An 18,499-nucleotide genomic window follows, 5' to 3' on the forward strand; every position below is an offset into this window, starting at 1 on the left:
GCAGAGAAGGAGCACCACGTGAAGAACGCACACGACGGCGACCGACCGGGCCTCAGCCGCAGATCCCTCCTCGCCCGCACCGGAGCGGTCGCTGCCGCCCTCGCGGCGGGACCGGTCCTCGGCGCCCGGCCCGCGATGGCCGCCTCCTGGCGCGTGCCCGGCGAGGACGAGGCGCACCGCAGGACCTGGATGGCCTGGCCGTCCAGCACCACGATCTGGGGCGCCGACCTCTCCAAGATCCAGGCCGACATCGCCAAGCTCGCCAAGGAGGTCGCCGCGTACGAGCCGGTCGTCATGTGCGCGGACGGCTCCACCGCCGCCTCGCGCGCCAGGGCCGCGTGCGGCTCCACGGTCACGGTGACCGGCTCGATCCCGGTCTCGGACTGCTGGATGCGCGACACCGGTCCGCTCTTCCGCGTCGACGACGCCGGCGGCCTCGACTCCTTCGGCCTGAACTTCAACGCCTGGGGCGAGAACGCCACCCGCTTCTACGGCATCCCCGCCTCCGCCTACGACAAGGACCGCGTCGTCGCCCAGCGGGTCGCCTCCTACTCGGGCGTGCCCTTCGCGAAGTCGTCCGTGGTCGGCGAGGGCGGCGGGGTCGAGTACGACGGCGACGGCACCCTGATGGCCACCGAGAGCTGCTGGGTGAACTCCAACCGCAACCCCGGCAAGTCCCGCGCCCAGATCGAGGCGGAACTCCTCTCCCGCTTCGGCGCCTCCAAGATGATCTGGCTGCCGGGCGTGAAGGGCCAGGACGTCACCGACGGGCACATCGACGGCACCGCCCGCTACATCAGGCCCGGCGTCGTCATGGTGCAGCTCGCCGGAGCCGTCCGGCCGGACGTCTGGACCGCGAACGCCCGGGCCGTGCGCGACGTCCTGGTCGACGCGACCGACGCCCGCGGCCGCCGGCTCCGGGTCCTCACCATCGAGGGCCCCGACACGCTGCCCCGGATCCCCTCGGGCCGGCGCGCCGAGTTCCTCAGCTCCTACATGAACTGGACGGTGACCAACGGCGCGATCATCACCACCCAGTTCGGCGACACCGCCAAGGACGCGGCGGCCAAGTCGGCCATCGCCGCCGCCTACGGCCGGCCCGTCGTCCAGCTCAACCTCGACGGTCTCTACGGCAACGGCGGCGGAGGCGCCCACTGCGTGACCATGCAGGAACCCGGCCGCTGATCCGGTGAACCGCCGGTCCGGGCCCGGCGCGGGGGCCCGGACCGGCCCGCCGCGGCGCCCCGCCGCCGGGCCGGGGGCGGCTCCGGGCGCGCCGGGGCGCGGCCGGACGGCCCGGCCCGGCGGCCGGATAGCCTGGGCCGATGCTTACCGAAGTGACGGCGACCCGCTACGTCACGCCCTTGCGCGAGGGCGGATCGCTCCCAGGGATCGTCGAGGCCGACGACTACGGCACGTACGTCATGAAATTCACCGGTGCCGGACAGGGTCGCAAGACCCTCGTCGCCGAGGTGATCTGCGGGCAGCTCGCCCGGCGCCTCGGGCTGCGCGTGCCCGAGCTGGTCACCCTCCAGCTCGACCCGGTCATCGGGCTCTCGGAGCCCGACCAGGAGGTCCAGGAGCTGCTCAAGGCGAGCGGCGGGCTCAACCTGGGCATGGACTTCCTCCCCGGCTCGCTGGGCTTCGACCCGCTGGCGTACGGGGTCGATCCGGCGGAGGCCGGCAAGGTCGTCTGGTTCGACGCCGTGATCAACAACGTCGACCGGTCCTGGCGCAACCCGAACATGCTGGTCTGGCACGGCGACCTCTGGCTGATCGACCACGGCGCCACGATGATCTGGCACCACAACTGGCCCGGCGCCGCCGCCTCCGCGGCCAAGCCGTACGACGCCTCCGGCCACGCCCTCGCGCCCTTCTCCCCGGACGTCGCCTCGGCCGCCGCCGAGCTCGCCCCGCTCGTCACCCGCGAGCTCCTGGAGGAGGTCGCCGCCGACGTGCCCGACGCGTGGCTGGCGGACGAGCCCGGCTTCGACTCCACCGACGCCCTGCGCGCCGCCTACGTCGAGGCGCTGCTGCCCCGCGCGGCCACCATCCACGAGCGGATCACCCTCGGCCCGCGCACCGAGCGCCGCCCCCAGCAGCCGCCGGGCTGGCTAGCCGAGCGCCTCGCCCCCCGGCCGGCGGTGGGCGACCGCGCCGGCGCCGGGAGCGGCGCGAAGAACAGCGACACGAGCAGCGACACGAGCAGCGACACGAGCACCGAGAAGGACAGCACCCCGTGACCGACCGCGACGTCTTCGAGTACGCGCTGCTGCGCGTGGTGCCGCGCGTCGAGCGCGGCGAGTGCTTCAACGCGGGCGTGGTCGTCTACTGCCGGGCCCGCTCCTTCGTCGCCGCCCGCACCCACCTCGACGAGGCCAAGCTGGCCGCGCTCGACCCGGCGGCCGACGTCACCGGCGTCCGCGCCGCGCTGCGCGCCGTCGAGGGCGTCTGCCTGGGCGGCGACGCGGCGGGGCAGGCCGCCGGGGACGACGCCGGACGGCGCTTCCGCTGGCTGATCGCCCCGCGCTCGACGGTGGTCCAGCCGGGTCCGGTCCACACCGGCCTCACCGGCGACCCCGAGGCGGAGGTGGAACGCCTGCTCGACCTCCTCGTGCGGTGACGCGCCGCCACCCGCGCACGGTGACGGGGGAGTGACGGGGTGCACCCGGTGGGCCGTTGACACCGGGTGCCAGGGCTTCTAGCGTCTCGTCCTGCGGTCGATACTAAGCGGTCGCTCATGAGCCCGGGGAGAGCCCGGGACCCCTGAGGGCGAGGAGAAGCAAGCATGTCCACCACCGAGCAGCGCGTAGCCGTCGTCACCGGTGCCGCACGGGGCATCGGCGCCGCCACCGCGCTCCGTCTCGCGGCCGAGGGCCGCGCCGTCGCCGTCCTCGACCTCGACGAGGCGGCCTGCAAGGACACCGTCGAGAAGATCACCGCCGCGGGCGGCCGTGCCCTCGCCGTCGGCTGCGACGTCTCCGACGGCGCCCAGGTGGAGGCCGCGATCGCCCGTGTCGCCGCCGAGCTCGGCGCGCCGACGATCCTCGTCAACAACGCCGGCGTCCTCCGCGACAACCTGCTCTTCAAGATGTCGGAGGCCGACTGGGACCTCGTCATGAACGTGCACCTCAAGGGCGCGTTCCTGATGGCGAAGGCCTGTCAGAAGCACATGGTGGACGCGGGCTTCGGCCGGATCGTCTCGCTCTCCTCCTCCTCGGCGCTGGGCAACCGCGGCCAGGCGAACTACTCGGCGGTCAAGGCCGGCCTCCAGGGCTTCACCAAGACGCTCGCCAAGGAGCTCGGCAAGTTCGGCATCACCGCCAACGCCGTCGCCCCGGGCTTCATCGTCACCGAGATGACCGCCCAGACGGCCGAGCGCGTCGGCATGGGCTTCGAGGACTTCCAGGCCGCCGCCGCCTCGATGATCCCGGTCCAGCGCGTCGGCCGCCCCGAGGACGTCGCCAACGCCATCGCCTTCTTCACGGGCGACGACGCGGGCTTCGTCTCCGGCCAGGTCATGTACGTGGCCGGCGGCCCGCTCAACTGACCCGCGGGACCGGCGAGAGCAAGGAGTACGGCATGACCGCACAGCAGCCGCCGGAGCCCTCCGGCAAGGTCGCGCTCGTCACCGGCGCCAGCCGGGGCATCGGCTACGGGATCGCGGAGGCGCTCGTCGCCCGGGGCGACCGGGTCGTCATCACCGGACGCGGCGAGGAGGCCCTCAAGGAGGCCGTGGAGCGCCTCGGGGCGGACCGGGCCGTCGGGGTCGCGGGCAAGGCCCACGACACCGCCCACCAGGCCGCCGCCGTCGAGGCCGCGATGGACGCCTTCGGGCGCGTCGACTACCTCGTGAACAACGCCGGCACCAACCCGGTCTTCGGCCCCATCGCGGACCTGGACCTGGACGTGGCCCGAAAGGTCTTCGAGACGAATGTGATCTCGGCGCTCGGTTTCGCGCAGCGGACCTGGCACGCCTGGCAGAAGGAGAACGGGGGCGCGATCGTGAATATCGCGTCGGTGGCCGGAATCTCCGCTTCCCCCTTCATCGGGGCGTACGGGGTGAGCAAGGCCGCGATGATCAATCTCACCCAGCAGCTCGCGCACGAATTCGCGCCGGTCGTCCGGGTGAATGCCATTGCGCCGGCCGTCGTGAAGACGAAATTCGCCCAGGCGCTCTACGAGGGCCGTGAGGCCGAGGCGGCCGCCTCGTACCCCATGGGCCGGCTGGGCGTCCCGGAGGACATCGGGGGCGCCGCCGCCTTCCTGACCTCGGAACAGTCGGGATGGATCACCGGACAGACGCTGGTCGTCGACGGGGGCATTTTCCTGAACGCCGGAGTCGGGTGACCGATAACCGGACACTTTCCGGATCCAGTGTCCGGATTGGCCCCGGTTGCATCTCGATTGCCTCAAGTGCCCCGCCGGGCTCGCCCATTGACCTGGCGGGGTACTGCGGTATCGTCGGCCGACCCCAGGCTGAACGAGGAGCGTGCACGTGTTCAACCGGACGAGTCTGCAGGCCGCTGCAGCCCTTGCGTCCATATCCCTGGTATCCGGATGCGGTGTTTTCTCGGATACCGAATCCGCCGGGGAGCAGAGGATCACGATCGGGACGACGAGTTCCCCCTCGACGCTCGATCCCGCGGCTTCCTGGGACAGCTCCTGGGAGCTTTTCAGGAATGTCTACCAGACCCTGGTGAGTTTCCCCACGGGAAGTACTTCCCCGAAGCCCGACGCGGCCGAATGCAAATTCACGGACGCGTCCAGCCGCGTCTTCGAGTGCACGCTCCTCGAAGGGCTCAAGTTCTCCAACGGCCACAAGCTCGACGCCAAGGCCGTGCAGCATTCGATCGAGCGGATCCGCACGATCGACGCCGAGGGCGGCCCCAACGGCATGCTCGGTTCGCTCGACTCCATCGAGACCGTCGGCGAGCGCACGGTCGTCTTCAAGCTCAACAAGGCCGACGCGACCTTCCCCTTCGTCCTCGCGACCCCGGCGATGTCGATCGTCGACCCCGCCGAGTACCCGGCCGACAAGCTCCGCAAGGACGGCAAGGTCGTCGGCTCCGGTCCGTACGTCCTCGACGGGTACGAGGTGCGCAAGCAGGCCGAGCTGACCAGCAACCCGAACTACAAGGGCTTCGCCGACCGCAAGAACGGCGGCGTGACCATCAAGTACTTCGACGACTCGGAGGCGATGGTCAAGGCGCTGCGGGCCGAGGAGATCGACGCCACCTACCGGGGTCTGACCGCCGCGGAGGTCACCTCCCTGGAGGAGGACAAGGACGAGAACAAGGGCCTCCAGCTCGTCGAGTCCACCGGCGCCGACATCCGCTACCTGGTCTTCAACACCGAGGACGAGTCCGTCGCCAATCCGGCCGTCCGCAGGGCCATCGCCCAGCTCGTCGACCGCGACGAGCTGGTGAGCAAGGTCTACCGGGGCACCGCCGAGCCCCTGTACTCGATGGTGCCCAAGGGCATCGCCGCCCACACCACCAAGTTCTTCGACACCTACGGCCACCCCGACAAGAAGAAGGCCGCGAAGATCCTGGAGAAGGCCGGGATCGACGAGAAGGTCGAACTGAACTTCTGGTACACGACCGACCGGTACGGCTCCTCGACCGCCGCCGAGTTCGCCGAGCTCAAGCGCCAGCTGGAGGAGTCCGGCCTCTTCAAGGTCACCATCCAGGGCAAGCCGTGGACCGAGTACCAGGCCGCCTACCAGCAGGGGGAGTACCCCGTCTTCGGCCGCGGCTGGTTCCCCGACTTCCCGGACCCGGACAACTTCATCGCCCCCTTCCTGGGCAAGAAGAACGTCCTCGGCACCCCGTACCTGAGCCCGCGGATCACCGACGAGCTGCTGCCCAAGTCCCGCCGCGAGAGCGACCGGGGGGCCGTCACCGACGAGTTCGTCGAGGCCCAGTCGATCATGGTCGACGACGTCCGGCTGCTGCCGCTGTGGCAGGGCAAGCTGTACATCGCGGCCCGCGACGACATCGGCGGCGCCGAGCGCGCGCTCGACCCGCAGACCGTCATGCAGCTCTGGGCGCTGCACCGCCGGGCCAGCTGGTAGCCAAAGGCCCCCACCGCGCCGCCGGCACGCACGGACGCGTGCCGGCGGCGCGGTGCGTGCCGGCGGGCGTCGGTGCGGGAGGCCGCCGGGGGCCGTTGTCGGTGGGGCCCGGTAGGTTCCGTAGCGGAACTGCCGAACCACCGGAGGTTGTGGACCGTGACCGACATCAACATGCTGCCCGAGTCCTGGCGGGGCGTCCTCGGCGAGGAGCTGGACAAGCCGTACTTCGCCCAGCTCTCCGAGTTCGTGGAGCAGGAGCGGGCCGCCGGACCGGTCTACCCGCCGAAGGACGAGGTCTTCGCGGCCCTGTCCGCCACCCCGTACGACAAGGTGAAGGTCCTGATCCTCGGTCAGGACCCGTACCACGGAGAGGGCCAGGGCCACGGCCTGTGCTTCTCCGTCCGCCCCGGCGTGAAGACCCCGCCGTCGCTGCGGAACATCTACAAGGAGATGCAGGCCGAGCTCGGCCACCCGATCCCGGACAACGGCTACCTGATGCCGTGGGCCGAGCAGGGCGTCCTGCTGCTCAACGCGGTCCTCACGGTCCGCGCCGGCGAGGCGAACTCGCACAAGGGCAAGGGCTGGGAGAAGTTCACCGACGCCGTCATCACCGCCGTCGCCTCCCGGCCCGACCCCGCCGTCTTCGTCCTCTGGGGCAACTACGCCCAGAAGAAGCTGCCCCTCATCGACGAGGAGCGGCACATCGTGGTGAAGGGCGCCCACCCCTCCCCGCTGTCGGCGAAGAAGTTCTTCGGCTCGCGGCCGTTCACCCAGATCGACGCGGCCGTCGCGGCCCAGGGCCACGACCCGATCGACTGGCGCATCCCCGACCTCGGCTGAGCCTCGGCGCGATCGGGGCCGCGGCCGGTTAGCGTCGGTGCTCCACGCAGTGCGAGCGCCGGGAGGCCGCGGTGACCGAGCAGCAGCGGACGTCGGACGAGACGGTCCTGACCAGGATCGGGCAGGCCAGAATGCTGCTCCACGGAGGCGACCGGGAGGAGGCCCGCAACCGCCTCGGCGCCCTGTGGCAGCAGCTGGGCCCCGACGGGGACCCGCTGCACCGCTGCACCCTCGCCCACTACCTGGCGGACACCCAGGACGACCCGGACACCGAACTGGCCTGGGACCTGCGCGCCCTCAGCGCCGCCGAGGGGCTGGAGGACGGGCGGCTGGCCGCGCACGACTCGGCGGCCGCCCTGCGGGCCCTCTACCCCTCGCTCCACCTCAACCTCGCCGCGGACTACGCCAAGCTCGCCCGTCCGGACGCGGCCCGGTCCCATCTGGAACGGGCCCGCGCCGCCTCCGAGGCGCTCGACGACGACCGGTACGGGATGGGCGTCCGCGCGGCCATCGAGCGGCTGGACCGGCGGCTCCGCGAGGGGTGAGCCGCGGGGCGCCGCACCGGGGGCTCAGCGCGCCCGGACGCCCCGGCACAGTCCGGCCTGCACGCTCGCCGGGTCCCAGCCGCCGTACCGCTCGCCCAGCGCGCACACGTCCGTCCGGGTGACCGGAGGCGCCTCCCGCAGCTGCTCCGCCGCCCGTTCGAGCTCCGGCTCCCCGGGCGCGGCGGGGGAGGGCGGCGCCGGGGCCGACGGGGCGGACGAGGGGGCCGCGAGGGCGGGGGAGGAGGAGGGCTCCGGGGCGGCGGCGCGCGGCGGGGCCGCGTCACCGGTGGCGCGCCGGGTCTCGCCCCGCGGCGGGGCCGTGGTCGGCGCACGGGACGGCAGGGCCGCTTCGAGCGCCTCCCGGGCCGGCCCCCGGAGGGCGATCTGCGGCTCCACGTCCTGGGCGGGTCGTACGGGGTCGGTGGCGGGCACCGGGGCCGGGACGGACGCCGGGGGCGGCCCGTCGACGGCCGTGCACCCGGTCAGGACGGCGACGACGGCCGCCCCGGCCAGGAGCTGCGCGGGGGTTCGGGATGCATGCACCCGCGCCACTCTGCTGGTCGTGCGGCGATCTTCGAACCCCTACCGGCGGGGAATGCCCCGCACGGGTGAGCGGCGGGTCACCCTCCTTGACACCGCCGGGGCCGGGACGGAGGCGGGACCGGGTGCGGGAGCGGTCCTCGGCCCCGCGGCGGAGCGGGCGTCCCGTCAGGCTCCGGTGGCGCCGTCGATCCGCTCGCGGATGAGGTCGGCGTGGCCGTTGTGCCGCGCGTACTCCTCGATCATGTGGAGGTAGATCCAGCGCAGGTTGATGAGCTCGCCCGTGCGGTGGTGGGCGCTCGCGCCCAGGTCGTCGAGCGCGTGCCGCGCGGCCAGCCCGCGGGCGTGGGCGATCTCGGCCTGCCAGGCGGCGTACGCCTCCTCGTAGCTGTCGTCCTCGGTGACGTGGAGGTCGCGGTCGAAGTCCTCGTCGGTGGCGTAGAGCCACGAGGTCCGCTCGCCGCCCAGGACCTTGCGGAACCAGCCGCGCTCGACCTCGGCCATGTGGCGGACCAGGCCGAGCAGACTGAGCTCCGAGGGCGGGGTGGAGAGGGTGCGGAGCTGTTCGTCGGTGAGGCCCGCGCACTTCACCGCGAGGGTCGCGCGATGGAATTCGAGCCACTGCTCCAGGGCCTGGCGCTCGCCGGTGGTGGGGTCGGGCCAGACGCGCTCGGGCACCGCGGTGTGATCGGTCGTCATGGGGGGCATGGTGACGGACCGCCGGGGAGCGGCGCCAGCGGTTTAGCGTGACGGCCCGGTGAGCATTCCGCGCAGCAACTCGTCGAAACCGGTCCGCAGTTCCGCGCGGCTCGGCACCGCCGCGTGGAAGGAGCCGGCGGCACAGGAGAACATCAGCCCCTCGCACCACGCGATGACCGAGAGCGCGTGCCGCTCCGGGACCGGCGAGCCGGCGCCCCGCATCATCGCGGTCACCGGAGCGTGGAAGGCGGCGCCGGTCCGGTCGAAGAAACCGCGCAGTTCGGGGCGGCGGGTGGCCTCCAGGGCGAGTTCGTAGCGGGAGACGAGGAGCGCCCGGTGGTCGGTCAGGTACCGGTGCAGGGCGAGGGCCAGGGCGTCCGCGAGGACCCCGGGATCCGCGCCCGGCGGCGGCAGCTCGTGCGGCGCGAGGACCTGGGCCTCCCGCTCCGCCTGGCGCCGCACGGCGGTCTCCAGGAGGGCCTGGCGGGTGCGCGCGTGGTTGGAGGTCGAACCCTGCGGCAGGCCGGCCCGCTCGTCGACCGCGCGGTGGGTCAGCCCGCGCATCCCGCGCTCCACCAGCAGGTCGAGCGCCGCGTCGCCGATCCGTTCGGCGCGGGTCGGGGGAGCGGGGGAGGCCGGGGCCGGGGTGCGCGCGGTCATGGGGACAACCTACCCATCGCCCCGTGACTACACCTGTAGTACGGTCGTGGCGTCCGGTCGACTACAGCTGTAGTTGCGGGTGGACGGTGCCGCGCGCCCTCCCGAAGAGCCGCCCCGCCCGTCCTGCCCGCTTCGCCCGCCCCGCCCGTCCTGACCGCCCCGAGGGAGCAGCCATGTCACAGCACCGTGCCGTCGTTCTGGGAGCGGGCATCGGCGGCCTCACCGCCGCCGTCGCCCTCCACCGGCGCGGCTGGACCGTCACCGTCCTCGAACGCGCCGCCGACCTCGCCCCCGTCGGCGCCGGCATCGCCCTCGCCCCCAACGCCCTGCGCGCCCTCGACGTCATCGAGCTGGGGGACCCGGTCCGCGCACGCGCCGCCTGGCAGGGCGACGGGGGCATGCGCACCCCGGACGGGCGCTGGCTCGCCCGCACCGACGCCCGCGCCGCCGCCGCGCGCTTCGGCGACCCCCTCGTCCTCCTCCACCGCGCCACCCTCGTCGAACTCCTCGCCTCCGCCCTCCCCGGCGACGCCGTCCGCACCGGCGCGCCCGCCGCGCTCGACCACCCCGGCGACGCCCGGACCCCCGCCCGCGTCACCACCCCCGACGGCACCCTGGAGGCCGAACTCCTCGTCGCCGCCGACGGCATCCGCTCCGCCGCCCGCACCGCCCTCTTCCCGGCCCACCCGGGCCCCCGCTACTCCGGCTGCACCACCTGGCGGCTCGTCGTCCCCGCCCCCGAGCACCCCTTCGCCCCGCACGAGACCTGGGGCGCCGGACGCCTCTGGGGCACCCAGCCCCTCAAGGACGGACGGATCTACGCGTACGCCATGGCCGCCGCGCCCGCCGGTGCCCACGCCCCCGACGGCGAACGCGCCGAACTCCTCCGGCTCTTCGGCGACTGGCACCACCCCGTGCCCGGGATCCTCGCCGCCGCCGACCCCGCCCGGGTCCTCCGCCACGACGTCCACCACCTCGTCGACCCGCTGCCCGCCCACCACCGGGGCCGCACCGCCCTCCTCGGCGACGCGGCGCACGCGATGATGCCCACCCTCGGACAGGGCGGGAACCAGGCCATCGAGGACGCCGTCGTCCTCGCCCACCACGCCCGCACCCCTGCCGGCTTCGACCCGGACCTGGCCCTCCCCGCGTACACCGCCGACCGGCTGCCCCGCACCACCGCCCTGGTCCGCAAGGCGGCCCGCACCGGTGCCCTCACCCTCGTCTCCGCCCGCCCCGCCGTCGCGCTCCGCGACACCCTCGTGCGGACCGTGTCGCGCCTCGGCCCCGGTTTCGTCCTCCGCGGCTTCGACGGCATCGCCGACTGGCGGCCGCCGCTCGCCCCCGACCCGCCCCGCGTAAGCTGACCAGCGCGAACGGCCCCCGTGCCAGGGGCCGTCGAACCACCGCACGACGGACCGCCGCGAAGCGGACCAGCGCAGAGGGAGAGACCCCGTGAAGATCGGCTGCATCGGACTCGGCGACATCGCCCGGAAGGCGTACCTGCCCGTCCTCGCCACCCTCCCCGGGGTCGAACTCCACCTCCAGACCCGCACCCCCGCCACCCTGGACCGGGTCGCCGAGACCTTCCACCTGCCGGAGGCGCGCCGCCACCGGGACCTCGACTCGCTGCTCGCCGCCGGACTCGACGCCGCCTTCGTGCACGCCTCCACCGCCGCGCACGCCGAGATCGCCACCCGCCTCCTCGACGCCGGCGTCCCCACCTACGTCGACAAGCCGCTCGCCTACGACTACGCCGACTCCGAGCGGATCGTCGAACTCGCCGAGAAGCGGGACGTCTCCCTCGCCGTCGGCTTCAACCGCCGGCTCGCCCCGGGCTACGCCCAGTGCCTCGACCACCCGCGCGAGCTGATCCTGATGCAGAAGAACCGCATCGGGCTCCCCGAGGACCCGCGGACCTTCGTCCTCGACGACTTCATCCACGTCGTCGACACCCTGCGCTTCCTGCTCCCCGGCGAGGCCGACCACATCGACGTCCGCGCCCGGATCCGCGACGGCCTGATGCACCACGTGGTGCTCCAGCTCTCCGGCGACGGCTTCACCGCCATCGGCGTCATGAACCGCATGAACGGCTCCACCGAAGAGGTCCTGGAGGTCTCCGGCCAGGACACCAAGCGCCAGGTCCTCAACCTCGCCGAGATCGTCGACCACAAGGGCCAGCCCACCGTCCGCCGGCGCGGCGACTGGGTGCCGGTCGCCCGCCAGCGCGGCATCGAGCAGGCCGTGCTCGCCTTCCTCGACGCCGTCCGCGACGGCCGCGTCCTGAGCGCCCGCGACGCCCTGCTCACCCACGCCCTGTGCGAGCGCGTCGTCCGCGACGCTCTGGAGCAGGCCGCCTGAGCGCCCCGGCACCCGCCGCCGCGCACACCGCGCCGACCACGACGAACGCCCCGTACAGCGGCCAGTCGCCCCAGCGGGCGTACCCGGTCGTCACCTCCGAGAGCGGCAGTTCGCGCACGACGGCGGTGCTCGCGTCCGTCCCCACGGCCGGCCCCGCGCGCCGGCCGTCGGGGCCGTAGGCGGCGCTGATCCCCGTCAGCGTCGTGTGCACCACCGGACGGCCCGTCTCCGCCGCGCGCAACGCCGCGAGCGACGCGTGCTGTGCGGGTGCCCAACTCCGCTGGAAGGTGCTGGTCGCCGACTGCACCACGATCAGATCGGCCCCGTCGCCGACCAGGCGCCGGCTCATGTCGGGGAAGGCGGACTCGAAGCAGACCAGCGGCCCGACCGCCAGGGGCCGCCCGCCGTCGGGCAGACGCATCACCACCGGCGCCGTGCCGCGCCGCCGGTCCTCCTCCGCCGCCTTGCCCACCGAGGTCGCCCAGCCGAGCAGCCCGCGGGCCGGCACGTACTCGCCGAAGGGCACGAGCCGCATCTTGTCGTACCGGTCGCCGGTCGGTCCGTCCGGCGCGAACAGCAGCGCGCTCTTGTAGATGCCGGGCCGGTCCGCGCGCCGCGCGTCCACATTCACCAGCAGCGGCGCGTCCACCGTCCGCGCCAGCGCGGTCAGCCGCGCGGCGAGCGCCGGATCCCCCGCCGGATCCCGCCCCACCCCGCTCTCGCCCCACACCACCAGGTCGAGCCGCTGCCCGGCCAGCCCGCGCGTCAGCTCCACCGCCCGGTCCAGGCGCCGCTCGGCACCGTCCGGACCGCCGTGCACCCCCGGCTGCACCATCGCCACCCGCACCGAGCCCGAGACCCGCGGCGCTGCCACGCCCCACGCCGCCGTCCCCACCACCAGCGCGCAGGCGGTGAGCCCCGCCACCCCCACCGCCCGCGGCCCCGGCGCGACGCACAGCAGCACCGCCGCCGTGTTCACCGTCACCACCAGCAGGCTCACCAGCCACACCCCGCCCAGCGACGCCAGGCGCAGCGCCACCGGCACCTCCCACTGGCTCGCCCCGAGCAGCCCCCACGGCCCGCCCAGCCCCTCCCACGACCGCACCAGCTCGATCAGCAGCCACCCCGCCGGCACCGCGCCCAGCGCCGCGACCGCCCGCCCCGGAGTCGGCGTCCCACCGAGCAGCGCCCGCACGAGCATCCCCCACGGCAGCCAGAGCAACCCCATCAGCACCGCCATCACCAGCAGGAACACGTGCACGCTCGGCAGCAGCCAGTGGTGCACGGCCAGCAGGAAACCGATACCCCCGCACCACCCGTCCAGCGCGGCGCGCCGCGCCCCCGGAGCCGTACGCACCAGCAGCATCCAGGGCACGAGACAGACGTACGCCCACCACCACAGCCCCGGCACGGGGAACGCGAGCGCGGGCAGCGCCCCCAGCCCCACGGCGAGCAACGACCGCCCCGCCCCGGCCCCCCGCCGCCCCGCCCCCGACCGAACGCCCGGCTCCGGTCCGGGACCTGGGCCCGGCGCGAGGACCGGCTCCGGCCCGGCGTCCGGCTGCGGTCCCGGGCCCGGCTCCTCTCCCGGGTCCCGCTCCGCGCGTCCGGTGGAGTTCCGCGTCCGCCGGAAGGGGTTCCGCATGGATGCCTCCCGCCCTTCGCCTCCAGTCTGCGCCCGCCCGCCGGAGCGGGCCGGTCGGACGATCCGGTCAGGGCGCGCCGCCTGGGACCGGCCGGTCCCGGCGAGCCGTCCGGCCCGGCGGTCCCGGCGAGCCGTTCCGGCCGGCCGGTCACGGCAGCCGGCGCCAGCGCTCCTCCACGACGACCGAGCGCAGCCGCCAGCCGTCGGCGGTGCGGCGCGCGGTGAAGGCGTACCGGCCGCCGCAGACGAAGTCGTCGCCGGAGGTCATCCGCATCGGGTTGACGTAGTCGGCGCGGACGTCGGCCGCGTCGCCGGTCTCGGCGTAGCCGCCGGGCCGGTGGAGCGTCACCCGGCGGTTGACGATCAGGTGCTGGCGCACCGGGAAGAGGGTCATCGTCCCCGCCAGCCAGTCGGCCACCTCGGCGGCCGGCCCCTCGATGCCCCCGGAACCGGTGTAGTCGGCGCGCCCGTCGGGGGTGAAGAGCGCACGGTAGGCGGTCCAGTCGGCGTCGTCCACGGCTGCCGCGTAGCCGGTGACGAGGTCGTCCACGGCGAGCCGGTCCATCACGTTCGCGAGGTCCACGCGCTGCGTCATCGCCTCAGTGTCGGGCAGCGCGCCCACGGCGCCAAGAGGCGTGCGCGGGCCGTCCCGTACGACCGCCATACTGGCCGGATGCGCATCGACGTCGACCCCGCCCGGACCGACCCCGCCGCCGTCTACCGGCTGCTGACGGCCACGGTCGTCCCCCGGCCGATCGCCTGGGTGTCCACGGCCTCCGCCGACGGCACGGACAACCTCGCCCCGCACTCCTTCTTCACCATCGCCTCGGTGGACCCGCCGGTCGTGCAGTTCACCTCCGTCGGCCGGAAGGACACGCTGCGCAACGTCGAGGAGACCGGCGCGTTCGTGGTGAACTTCGCGCCGGAGGGCCTCTTCGAGCAGATCAACGCGACGGCGACCGACTTCCCACGGGGGACCAGCGAGTTCGACGCGTGCGGCGTGGCGCGCGAGCCGAGCCGCCGCGTGAAGGCCCCGCGCGTGGCCGGCTCCCCGGTGGCCCTGGAGTGCGAACTGCACAGCACGCTCCGGATCGGCGACTCGACGGTGGTCTTCGGGCGGGTCGTGCACGTGGCCGTCGACGAGGCGTACCTGACCGACGGGCACCCGGAGATCACCCGGCTCCGTCCGCTGACCCGGCTCGGCCTGGACGAGTGGGGCACCCTGGGCGGCATCCGCGAGATCGCCCGCGTCCCGTACCAGGCCTGAGCGGGCGGCCGGAGCACGAACGGAACCGGGGCGGGTCCCGCGTCGACGCGGGACCCGCCCCGGTTCCGTTCGGTCGTGCAGCGACCGGTGGACCGGCGGACAGCCGGTGGACTGCCGGCCCGGCGGACGGGTGGGCCGGGTCAGTCGCCGGACTCGCCCGCGTGCGGGCTGAGGACGTCCGTGCCGACCAGGACGAAGAGCAGGATGCCCAGCGCGATCCGGTAGATCACGAACGGCATGAAGGACTTCGTCGTGATGAACTTCATGAACCAGGCGATCACCGCGTAGCCCACGCCGAAGGCCACGATCGTCGCGAAGACCGTCGGCCCCCAGGAGACGTGCCCCTCGCCCGCGTCCTTCAGCTCGAAGAGGCCGGAGGCGAGGACCGCGGGGATCGCGAGGAGGAACGAATAACGGGCGGCGGACTCGCGGGTGTAGCCCATCAGCAGGCCGCCGGAGATGGTGGCGCCGGAGCGCGAGACGCCCGGGATGAGGGCCATCGCCTGGCAGAAGCCGTAGATCAGGCCGTCGCGGATGCCCAGGTCCTTGAGCGTCTTGCGCTCGCGGACCACCCGGTGCCGGCCGCCGATCTCGTCGCGGGCCGCGAGCCGGTCGGCGATGCCGAGGACGACGCCCATGACGATCAGCGTGGTGGCGATGAGCCGCAGATCGCGGAACGGGCCCTCGATCTGGTCCTTCAGCGTGATGCCGAGGACGCCGATCGGGATGGAGCCGACGATCACCAGCCAGCCCATCTGGGCGTCGTGGTCGGAGCGCATCGACTTGTCCCTCAGCGAGCGGAACCACGCCGTGACGATCCTGCCGATGTCTTTGCGGAAGTAGATCAGGACGGCGGTCTCCGTGCCGATCTGCGTGATCGCCGTGAAGGCCGCGCCCGGGTCCTCCCAGCCGGCGAAGGCGGCGGTCAGCCGGAGGTGCGCGCTGGAGGAGATGGGAAGGAACTCCGTCAGCCCCTGGACGAGTCCGAGGATGAACGATTCGAACCAACTCATGGGGCTTGGGCCGTCCCGTTTGTACTAGTGCGGTCAGTAGGTCGAGCGCACTGTACCGCCCCAAGGTGACGTGTTCGTGATCAGACGGCGTCGGCGGGCCCCGCCGCCCCGCTCCGCCCCGTACGGTTTCAGGAAGCGGCGACCGGTACCGGCTCCGACACCGGTACCGGCTCCGACACCGGCTCCCCGGCGGTCGGCCGGCGCAGCGCGTGCCGCTTCCGCCAGGCCACCACCGCGGCGGCGAGCCCCGACACCACGATGAAGCCCGCGGAGATCAGGAACGCCGGCGAACCCGGCTCGCCCGCCTGGGCGCCGGCCACCACGTAGGCCGCCGTGTTCGGCACCGTACCGATCGCCGTCGCCAGCAGGAACGGCACGTATCCCATCCGGGAGACCGCGGCGCAGTAGTTGGCGGCGGCGAAGGGCACCCCCGGGAAGAGGCGGATCGCCAGCATCGAGCGGAAGCCGTGCCGGCTCAGCTGTCCGTCCGCCGCCCGCAGCCACCGCCCCTTGAGCAGCGGCCGCAGCGCGTCCTGCCCGAGGACCCGGCCCAGGGTGAAGGAGATCCCGGCGCCCAGCACCGTCCCCGCCACCGCCGCGGTCAGACCGAACGCGGAACCGAAGAGCGCCCCCGCCGCCAGGTTCAGCACCGGGCGCGGCACGAACGCCGCCGTGCACACCCCGTACGCCAGGGCGAACAGCATCACCGCGCCCGCGCCGTCCGTCCGCGGCCACCCCGAGGAGAGCAGCCGCTGCGGTTCGTACAGCACCACCAGGGTCGCGGCGGTGAGCAGGACGAGCGCGAGGAACGAGAGCCGGGACCGGGGCGCGAGCAGGGCCCGGGAGCAGCGGACGGCGAACGGGTCCGTCGGCCGGGGCACGGGAGCGAGCATCCCGGGAGAGTAACGGAGAACTCCGTATGATCGCCGTAATGTGCGTCATGTCCACCCCCGATCCCGTCCGGGACCCGGCCCCGTCCGGGACGGTCTCCGACTCCGCCGATGGCGCCGCCGTCTCCGGCTCCGCCGCCGTTTTCGTCTCCGACTCCATCGATGTCGATGTCGATGTCGCCTCCGGGCACGCGGACGTGCCCGGAAGCGAACTCGCCGACGCGGTCATGAGCCGGCTCACCACGCTCTACCCGGCCGCGGGGAACCCCTTCCGGGCGCAGGAGATGGTCGCGTACATGAAGGGCGTGGCGCCCTTCCTCGGCATCCGGACGCCGGAGCGCCGCGCCCTCTCCCGCACCGTCCTCGACGGCACGCCCCGCCCCGACGAGTCCGACTGCGCGGCGGTCGCCCTGCGCTGCTTCGCCCTCCCGGAGCGCGAGTACCACTACTTCGCCGTCGACTACCTGCGCCGGCACGTGAAGCGCTACTCCTCCGGATTCCTGCCGGTCGCCCGTCGGCTGGTGACCACCGTCTCCTGGTGGGACACCGTCGACCACCTCGCGGCCCACGTCGTCGGCGGGCTCGTCGCCGCCGACCCCGCGCTCGCCCGCCAGATGGACGCCTGGATCGACGACCAGGACCTCTGGATCGCCCGCACCGCCCTCCTCCACCAGCTGCGGTTCAAGGAGGACACGGACGCCGACCGGCTCTTCGCGTACTGCCTGCGGCGCGCCGCGGACACCGACTTCTTCCTCCGGAAGGCGATCGGCTGGAGCCTCCGGGAGTACGCCAAGACCGCCCCCGGCGAGGTGCGGGCCTTCGTCGCGGACAACCGTTCCCTCCTCTCCCCGCTCTCCGTCCGCGAGGCCCTCAAGCACCTGTGAACGACCCCGCCGGGGGCGCGTCCCGGCGGCTGCGCGAAACTCGGCCCATGAGCGACAAGGGAACGCCCACGGGCGACGCGGCGGCCGGGGCGACGGGCGGCAGGACGGCACTCGTCCTCGGAGCGGGTGGCCTCGTCGGCGCCGCCTGGGAGGTCGGGATCCTCCACGGGCTCGCCGAGGCGGGCGTGGACCTCTCCGGTGCCGACCTCGTCGTGGGCAGCTCCGCCGGCGCCGTCGTCGGTGCCCTCCTCACCTCCGGCACCCTCACCCTCCCCGAGCTGTACGCACGCCAGCTCGACGGCACCGACGCCGAACCGGCCGTCCGCTTCGGCGCCGGAACCCTCCTCCGCTACACCCTCGCGGTGCTCACCTCCTCCACCCCGGAGGCGTACGGGCGCAAGCTCGGCAGGCTCGCGCTGCGCGCCCGCACGGTCGACGAGGCCACCCGGCGCGCCACCGTCGCCGCACGGCTCGGCGACGTCACCGACTGGCCCGCCGCCGGCCGCCTGCGCGTGACCGCGGTCGACGCGTGGAACGGCGCGCTCGGCGTCTTCACCGGCGGCGGTGACGACGGGGGTTCGGGCGCCGGCTCCGGCGGGAGCTCAGGCGCCGGTGCCGGCGCAGGCTCCGGCTTCGCCTTCGGCGCCGAGGGGAGTCCCGACGGCGTCGGGCTCGTCGACGCGGTCACCGCCAGCTGCGCCATTCCCGGCGCCTGGCCGCCCGCGACCCTCGCCGGCCGCCGCTGGATCGACGGCGGCATCCACTCCACCGCCAACGCGCACCTCGCCGCGGGCTGGGAACGGGTGGTCGTCGTCGCGCCCACCGCGATGGGCAGCAAGGCCGTGCACACCCCGGCCCGCCAGGCCGCCGATCTGATCGCGTCCGGCGCGCGCGTCAAGGTGATCACCCCCGGCGCGGAGGCCAAGGCCGTCATCGGTGCGCGTGCCCTCGACCCCGCCCAGCGGGGCGCCGCCGCCCGCGCGGGACGCGCCCAGGCCGCCGCGCACGCGAGGGCCGTCGCCGCCGTCTGGACGGGCTGACCGTCCGCGGAACGAAACGGAACGGAACGGCCGGGCGGA

The 18,499-nt window shown here is 74.0% G+C and carries 20 protein-coding genes; 13 read left to right on the forward strand and 7 right to left on the reverse strand.

The window, feature by feature from the left end; all coding sequences use genetic code 11:
* The first annotated feature begins 18 nt into the window (after positions 1-18).
* The 8 genes from IE287_RS13775 to IE287_RS13810 all read left to right on the forward strand — a co-directional run bounded on the left by IE287_RS13775 (position 19) and on the right by IE287_RS13810 (position 7,461).
* On the forward strand, positions 19-1,185 hold the full coding sequence (locus IE287_RS13775) for an agmatine deiminase family protein (RefSeq protein WP_189849305.1): 1,167 nt from the start codon (positions 19-21) through the stop codon (positions 1,183-1,185).
* Between the two features lie 140 nt (positions 1,186-1,325).
* Positions 1,326-2,243, forward strand: a complete 918-nt coding sequence (locus tag IE287_RS13780; RefSeq protein ID WP_189849306.1) for a HipA family kinase — start codon at positions 1,326-1,328, stop codon at positions 2,241-2,243.
* Positions 2,240-2,623, forward strand: coding sequence for a DUF3037 domain-containing protein (locus IE287_RS13785; protein WP_189849307.1), 384 nt, complete (start codon positions 2,240-2,242; stop codon positions 2,621-2,623). Before IE287_RS13780 ends, IE287_RS13785 begins: the two co-directional genes overlap by 4 nt.
* Positions 2,624-2,788: 165 nt before the next feature.
* Positions 2,789-3,550 (forward strand): 3-oxoacyl-ACP reductase FabG, encoded by a 762-nt coding sequence (gene fabG / locus IE287_RS13790; protein WP_189849308.1) that lies wholly within the window; start codon positions 2,789-2,791, stop codon positions 3,548-3,550.
* A gap of 32 nt (positions 3,551-3,582) precedes the next feature.
* Complete coding sequence (locus tag IE287_RS13795; protein WP_189849309.1) at positions 3,583-4,350, forward strand: SDR family oxidoreductase; 768 nt, start codon at positions 3,583-3,585, stop codon at positions 4,348-4,350.
* A 148-nt stretch (positions 4,351-4,498) separates the two neighbouring features.
* Positions 4,499-6,076, forward strand: a complete 1,578-nt coding sequence (locus IE287_RS13800) for an ABC transporter substrate-binding protein (RefSeq protein WP_189849310.1) — start codon at positions 4,499-4,501, stop codon at positions 6,074-6,076.
* A 156-nt stretch (positions 6,077-6,232) separates the two neighbouring features.
* On the forward strand, positions 6,233-6,916 hold the full coding sequence (gene ung, locus IE287_RS13805; RefSeq protein WP_189849311.1) for a uracil-DNA glycosylase: 684 nt from the start codon (positions 6,233-6,235) through the stop codon (positions 6,914-6,916).
* A 71-nt stretch (positions 6,917-6,987) separates the two neighbouring features.
* Positions 6,988-7,461: a hypothetical protein gene (locus IE287_RS13810; RefSeq protein WP_189849312.1), complete on the forward strand. Its 474-nt coding sequence runs from the start codon at positions 6,988-6,990 to the stop codon at positions 7,459-7,461.
* Between the two features lie 24 nt (positions 7,462-7,485).
* Here IE287_RS13810 and IE287_RS13815 read toward each other — a convergent pair whose 3' ends face one another.
* From IE287_RS13815 to IE287_RS13825, 3 genes are all read right to left on the reverse strand, one after another.
* Positions 7,486-8,004, reverse strand: coding sequence for a hypothetical protein (locus IE287_RS13815; RefSeq protein WP_229883475.1), 519 nt, complete (start codon positions 8,002-8,004; stop codon positions 7,486-7,488).
* A gap of 165 nt (positions 8,005-8,169) precedes the next feature.
* Positions 8,170-8,709, reverse strand: coding sequence for a DinB family protein (locus IE287_RS13820; protein ID WP_189849314.1), 540 nt, complete (start codon positions 8,707-8,709; stop codon positions 8,170-8,172).
* Between the two features lie 33 nt (positions 8,710-8,742).
* Positions 8,743-9,360, reverse strand: a complete 618-nt coding sequence (locus IE287_RS13825; protein ID WP_189849315.1) for a TetR/AcrR family transcriptional regulator — start codon at positions 9,358-9,360, stop codon at positions 8,743-8,745.
* Positions 9,361-9,533: 173 nt separating this feature from the next.
* Between IE287_RS13825 and IE287_RS13830 the strand changes: the two genes are divergently transcribed.
* Entirely contained in the window at positions 9,534-10,727 is a 1,194-nt protein-coding gene (locus IE287_RS13830) for an FAD-dependent monooxygenase (protein WP_189849316.1), read from the forward strand.
* An 88-nt stretch (positions 10,728-10,815) separates the two neighbouring features.
* Complete coding sequence (locus tag IE287_RS13835; protein ID WP_189849317.1) at positions 10,816-11,721, forward strand: Gfo/Idh/MocA family protein; 906 nt, start codon at positions 10,816-10,818, stop codon at positions 11,719-11,721.
* Here IE287_RS13835 and lnt read toward each other — a convergent pair.
* Positions 11,666-13,366, reverse strand: a complete 1,701-nt coding sequence (gene lnt, locus IE287_RS13840; RefSeq protein WP_373307847.1) for an apolipoprotein N-acyltransferase — start codon at positions 13,364-13,366, stop codon at positions 11,666-11,668. The genes IE287_RS13835 and lnt overlap by 56 nt on opposite strands.
* 148 nt (positions 13,367-13,514) lie before the next feature.
* The gene (locus IE287_RS13845) at positions 13,515-13,961 is read right to left on the reverse strand and encodes a nuclear transport factor 2 family protein (protein WP_189849319.1); all 447 of its coding nucleotides are present in this window, start codon (positions 13,959-13,961) and stop codon (positions 13,515-13,517) included.
* A 78-nt stretch (positions 13,962-14,039) separates the two neighbouring features.
* Here IE287_RS13845 and IE287_RS13850 point away from each other — a divergent pair, with 78 nt between their 5' ends.
* A complete protein-coding gene (locus IE287_RS13850) occupies positions 14,040-14,633 on the forward strand; it encodes a flavin reductase family protein (protein WP_189849320.1) in 594 nt (197 codons plus the stop codon).
* A gap of 140 nt (positions 14,634-14,773) precedes the next feature.
* Here the strand turns inward: IE287_RS13850 and IE287_RS13855 are convergent, their stop codons facing one another.
* On the reverse strand, positions 14,774-15,646 hold the full coding sequence (locus tag IE287_RS13855; RefSeq protein WP_189849321.1) for an undecaprenyl-diphosphate phosphatase: 873 nt from the start codon (positions 15,644-15,646) through the stop codon (positions 14,774-14,776).
* Positions 15,647-15,774: 128 nt separating this feature from the next.
* Positions 15,775-16,539 carry a TVP38/TMEM64 family protein gene (locus tag IE287_RS13860; protein ID WP_189849322.1) on the reverse strand — a complete coding sequence of 255 codons (765 nt, stop codon included), beginning with the start codon at positions 16,537-16,539 and terminating at the stop codon, positions 15,775-15,777.
* Positions 16,540-16,763: 224 nt separating this feature from the next.
* Here IE287_RS13860 and IE287_RS13865 point away from each other — a divergent pair, with 224 nt between their 5' ends.
* A complete protein-coding gene (locus IE287_RS13865; protein WP_189849538.1) occupies positions 16,764-17,420 on the forward strand; it encodes a DNA alkylation repair protein in 657 nt (218 codons plus the stop codon).
* A 47-nt stretch (positions 17,421-17,467) separates the two neighbouring features.
* Positions 17,468-18,460, forward strand: coding sequence for a patatin-like phospholipase family protein (locus IE287_RS13870; RefSeq protein WP_189849323.1), 993 nt, complete (start codon positions 17,468-17,470; stop codon positions 18,458-18,460).
* Positions 18,461-18,499: the final 39 nt, after the last annotated feature.

The organism is Streptomyces omiyaensis (genome assembly GCF_014650895.1).
Classification (GTDB): Bacteria; Actinomycetota; Actinomycetes; order Streptomycetales; family Streptomycetaceae; genus Streptomyces; species Streptomyces omiyaensis.